Source organism: Algoriphagus alkaliphilus, from assembly GCF_900103735.1.
Classification (GTDB): domain Bacteria; phylum Bacteroidota; class Bacteroidia; order Cytophagales; family Cyclobacteriaceae; genus Algoriphagus; species Algoriphagus alkaliphilus.
The window spans coordinates 69,738-75,113 of sequence record NZ_FMXE01000024.1 but is presented as its reverse complement, the minus strand read 5'-3'; the positions used below and the strand labels follow the sequence as shown (position 1 = coordinate 75,113).

Below are 5,376 nucleotides of genomic sequence, written 5' to 3'. Positions count from 1 at the left end.
CTGTTTTCCATGAACCAAAGATAGCTTAAAAAACGGCTTTTTGAGCAAAATGAGGCACTTTTTGCACAAAGAATAAAAACTCACTTTTGAAATCCCCTCTCGATCCGCAAAAGCAGCTTTACTCAATCCTGATCGCTGCCATCTGTAAAACAGCTCATAGTAGGTTTCAATACTTGTCTTTTTCATCCCGCAACTTTAGCTCATAAAGCAAAGCACATCAAGATGTAGTTCCTCGGAGGGATACTTTCAATACTTGTCTTGTTCATCACGCAACTTTAGCTCATAAAGCAAAGCACATCAAGATGTAGTTCCTCGGAGGGATACGTATCTCTTCCAAACTAAACCTAGTTTCTCTTTTGTATGATGAATAATGAAGGATTCAATTTTAGCTGATTGAAACCTCTCCAACCTGGCTTTAAATCAAATCAAATGCATGGGCAAATCGGATGTAATCATACTGAGATTTTGCCTTTAGTTTTTCCTTGATGTTCCTTCTATGCGTAGTGGCCGTCAAATCTGAAATAAAGAGGAGTTCTGAAATTTCAGCAGAGGAATGCCCCAAAGCTAAGAGCTTTAACACCTCTTTTTCACGGATTGAGAGCTTGGAGAAGATATGTAGGTTTCTTCGAAGAAAATTGTTCTCATCCAGAATGCGCTGAGATTTGGCAGCAATATGGTGCTGGGCATCTAGTGGGATGGAAGTAGTCAGGGTTAATACAGGTTGGTTATGCTCATCTCTCAACAAAATCTTGATACTGCTGAGAAACCAGGCCCACTCCATATTCGGCATTTGTCTGACTTGCTGAAAAAAACTTACAATTTCATCGTCGTTGTTGCGCTCCAGAAGTCCAAGGATTTTTGGAACATAGTCCTTGGCATCCTCCGGATTAAAAAACCGCTGATGGTATTCCAATCCCAAATCAAGTAATTCCTGAAGAGTCACACCAAGACCCCGGAGGGCCATCTCTGACATATATACTACGGTAGAATCCCGGATATCGTGGACAATGATCATTGCAGGAAGACTTTTTTCAATGGATTTTATATGGTCGATTTTCTTCTGAATTGCTTCCTGCATTGGCTAGATTTTGTATGTGATTTTGATCCTGTTTTCGGTTTAAGCCTCCTAAGTACAATGATGTGTTTTTTAATTAATTTTTTTTTCAAAAGTTGGAAATCGGTCATCAAGATTCCCAAATGAATTTAGTCGATGAATGTTGCAGGATTCATAATACAATATATAAATAAGAAAAAACCGTATTCGAAATGAATTTTTTACCTACATCTAGGTATTGAACACATCGACTCTTTGTCCAAACTTTGATTCCTGATCCGGATTGATTCGGGAGCAAACCAAATTGTTCTTCCTAAGGCACAAGGGTAATAACCTTTACGATACTGGGAGAGACAAATCTAAACCTCCTTTGATCTTGAAAATTCACCGGATTCTAGGCCAAAGCCACCAACTACTATTTCAAACTGGTTCAGGAAGGAGTAGAGGAGTAGTTTTAATAGGATAAAAAAAGCTTTTCTCAGTTCCCAAGTTTTGATGTTGACCAGATTTTAAACTAATAATCTATTGATATGGAATCGAGCATGACCCAAAGCGACATACAGAGGAATGATTATCAGCTATGCGAAGATTCCCTGTCCGACTACAGGCGGGCATGTGGCCTTCAAAAAACAAATTATAATTATATGAAAAAAGCTTTACTCTTAATTTTCTTTGGAATTGTACTTCCAGCGTTGGCTTTTGCTCAATTCCCAACTTTTTATCCTACCTATCAAGGTCAGTATACTCTTGGAGGAAAAAAGGTAGTTGAGACTGATAAATTAAAATCAGTATCAATACCTTTCCTTGATTCAATTAATAAAGATTCACTGTCAATTCATGTCAGTTCGGCCCCAAAAATGGCTACTCTTTTAGAAAGAGTAAATGATGGATTAGAACTTGAGATTGATTCATTAGAGTTAAAAGTAAAATCTTCATATTCAAAACAAGCCCCATCGACTCGGGATATCCAAAATGTCGCCAATTGGCAGGAGGAAATTCTAGAAAAGAAAAACAAAGTCAGCGACAATAAGATTCTAATAGATTATTTTTATTCTATTAATAGCTTTCTAGGAAAACCAGTGATGGCTGCAAGGTTTTTTCCGGTGACAAACAGGAATGAAGGTAATTTTTTTTATAATAGTGTTTCATCTTCTGGATTATCTACGCTTAACAGTTTTGTTATTCAAGCATCTGAAAATGGTGGGGCTGCTAATGCTGAGATCGTAAGCGGTCAGATTTCATTTATGAGAGTGTCATTTTCTTCTGTGATACAAGGAGGTGGAGATTCCGCGGATAGTTTGGAGGTGAACACAAAGCTCTTCAATGGTGGAGGGATAACCAATCTTCATTTTGAGTTTCCTTTTTTTTATTATAATAGGCGGAATATCTTATTTTACTCTGCCTTTAAACCCGGGTTTGTGGCAGATATTCCAGTATTTGGGTCAGAACTGGAACGGGACGCCTTTTCAGGATATGCAGATTTGGCATTGGAATATTTAATTGAACTCCGGACTGATGGAGGGGAATTCAGCCTATTCGCAAATTTCAAAGGAAGCTATATAGCTGGTACTCCAACTTTTTATTCAACCTTAAAGTCACCTGATTTTGAGGGAGGAACCCAAAAAGTAACCAAGCCCTTTTGGATATCCCAAGTGTATGTAGGAGCGGCTGTTTCCAAGCGGTTTCGAATCTCAGCGAATATACCCATTGCCACTTCACGCCTAATCCAGATTCCTGATAAAATTCAAATTGGAATTCAAGTCACTCCTGACAGTAATAAATAATCTACAAATGAAAAAACTTCTACTTCTTCTAACAGGATTGCTTTTAAGCATTTCATCCATTAAAGCACAAAATCCGGGTGAACTTGATCTGACTTTTAATCCTGATGGATTAAATTTTGGTGATGGGGCAAACAGTACAGTTAGAAGCATGATCAATCTGCCTGATGGCAAGATTTTGATTGGGGGATTGTTTACCAGCTACAACGGGACAAACATAAATCGGATTGCCCGAATCAATGCAAACGGGAGCTTGGATACCTCCTTTAATCCAGGCATAGGGGCAAACAATTTAGTACAGAGCATGGTCCTTCAGCCCGATGGCAAGATTTTGATCGGGGGAGATTTTCCCGGCTACAACGGGACAACCAGAAATTACATTGCCAGAATCAATGCGGACGGGAGTTTGGATACCACCTTTAATCCGGGAACGGGGGCAAACAGTACAGTACGGAGCATAGTCCTTCAGCCCGATGGCAAGATTTTGATCGGGGGAGATTTTCCCGGCTACAACGGGACAACCAGAAATTACATTGCCAGAATCAATGTGGACGGGAGTTTGGATACCTCCTTCAATCCGGGCACAGGGGCAAGCAGTACAGTACAGAGCATGGTACCTCAGCCCGATGGAAAGATTTTGATTGGGGGACAATTTAACAGCTACAACGGGACCGGCAGAAATTACATTGCCCGAATCAATGCGGACGGGAGTTTGGATACCTCCTTTAATCCGGGTACAGGGGCAAACGGTACAGTACTGAGCATGGTCCTTCAGCCCGATGGCAAGATTTTGATTGGGGGAAATTTTACCAGCTACAACGGGACAACCAGAAATTACATTGCCCGAATCAATGCGGACGGGAGTTTGGATACCTCCTTTAATCCGGGCACAGGGGCAAACTTTACAGTTTGGAGCATGGTCCTTCAGCCCGATGGCAAGATTTTGATTGGGGGAGATTTTACCGGCTACAACGGGACAACCAGAAATTACATTGCCAGAATCAATGCGGACGGGAGTTTGGATACCTCCTTTAATCCGGGCACAGGGGCAAACTTTACAGTTTGGAGCATGGTCCTTCAGCCCGATGGCAAGATTTTGATTGGGGGAGATTTTACCGGCTACAACGGGACAACCAGAAATTACATTGCCAGAATCAATGCGGACGGGAGTTTGGATACCTCCTTTAATCCGGGAACGGGGGCAAACAGTACAGTACGGAGCATAGTCCTTCAGCCCGATGGCAAGATCATAATTGGAGGACAATTTACCAGTTATAATGGGGCCAGCATAAGTCGAATTGCCCGAATTAATGCAGACGGGAGTTTAGATGGCTCCTTTAACCCGGGCTTAGGGGCAAACGGGTTTGTTCGGAGCATGGTACTTCAACCTGATGGCAAGATTTTGATTGGTGGAGATTTTTCCAGCTACAACGGAACCAGCAGAAGTCGAATCGCCCGAATTAATGCAGACGGGAGTTTGGATGGCTCCTTTAATCCGGGCACAGGTGCAAATAATATGTTACTGATCATGGTCCTTCAGCCCGATGGTAAAATTTTGATTGGAGGATTTTTTACCAGCTATAACGGGATAGTATCAAATCGAATTGCTAGACTGAATTCAGAAGGAAGTCTTGATAATAGCTTTAATTCAGGCATAGGAGCAAATGGTACAGTTTGGGCTATGGCTCTTCAACTTGACGGGAAAATTCTTATTGGGGGTGATTTTACCACCTATAATGGAATAAACATAAATCGAATTGCTCGCTTAAATGATGAAGGAAGTCTAGATACTTCTTTCAATCCTGCACAGGGGCCAAACGGTCAAATTCAAAGTATTCTTACTCAAACTGACGGGAAGGTTCTGATTGGAGGATTTTTTAATGGTTATAATTTTACAAACAGAAATAATTTTGGTCGCTTAAATTTGGACGGGGGTATAGACACGTCTTTTAACCCTGGTACTGGACCAAATTTTAATGTTTTAAGTATAGTTTTTCAATCTGATGGTAAGATCCTCATTGGGGGAAGTTTTACCGCATATAACCAAGTCAGTCGTGTCCGAATCGCCCGAATCTACGGTGGAGGAGAAGCACTTGATGAAGAAGCTCCCTCTGCAGATCTCGAAACCCTAGAACCCATAAACGCACAATGCCAAGTCAACTTCGATGACCTTTCCATCCCTACTTCCACTGACCTTGTAGACGGAATAATCCAGGGGATAACCGATCAGACTATTTTTCCAATTACCGCACAAGGTATTACCACAATTACTTGGACTTATACCGATGACGCAGGGAATGAAAGTAGCCAGACTCAAGAAATAATCATAGACGACACTACCGCTCCGATTCCGACCCTTGAAACTCTAGCCGATGTCACGGGCGAATGTGCTGCGACAGTTACAACTGTTCCAACAGCCTTGGACAACTGCCAGGGAACGATCACCGGAACTACCGAAGATCCTCTGACTTACCATACTCAGGGAACGCATACGGTCACCTGGAAATTTGACGACGGCAACGGGAATACTTCTCAGCAAAC

Annotated in this window: 3 protein-coding genes and 1 pseudogene; 2 read left to right on the top strand and 2 right to left on the bottom strand. The window is 41.6% G+C overall.

Features of this window, described 5'->3' with window-relative positions; translation table 11 throughout:
* Both tnpA and BLQ81_RS15545 read right to left on the bottom strand, forming a co-directional pair.
* The coding region (tnpA, locus tag BLQ81_RS22500; protein ID WP_407640251.1) for an IS66 family insertion sequence element accessory protein TnpA at positions 1 to 186 on the bottom strand (186 nt) is incomplete at its 3' end.
* Positions 187 to 415: 229 nt separating this feature from the next.
* Positions 416 to 1,078 carry a helix-turn-helix domain-containing protein gene (locus BLQ81_RS15545; RefSeq protein ID WP_092731729.1) on the bottom strand — a complete coding sequence of 221 codons (663 nt, stop codon included), beginning with the start codon at positions 1,076 to 1,078 and terminating at the stop codon, positions 416 to 418.
* A gap of 620 nt (positions 1,079 to 1,698) precedes the next feature.
* On the opposite strand from BLQ81_RS15545, the gene BLQ81_RS15540 reads away from it, so the two are divergent.
* Positions 1,699 to 2,838, top strand: a complete 1,140-nt coding sequence (locus tag BLQ81_RS15540; protein WP_139183648.1) for a hypothetical protein — start codon at positions 1,699 to 1,701, stop codon at positions 2,836 to 2,838.
* A 7-nt stretch (positions 2,839 to 2,845) separates the two neighbouring features.
* Positions 2,846 to 5,376 (top strand): annotated as a pseudogene (locus BLQ81_RS22335) (HYR domain-containing protein); the annotation flags it as partial.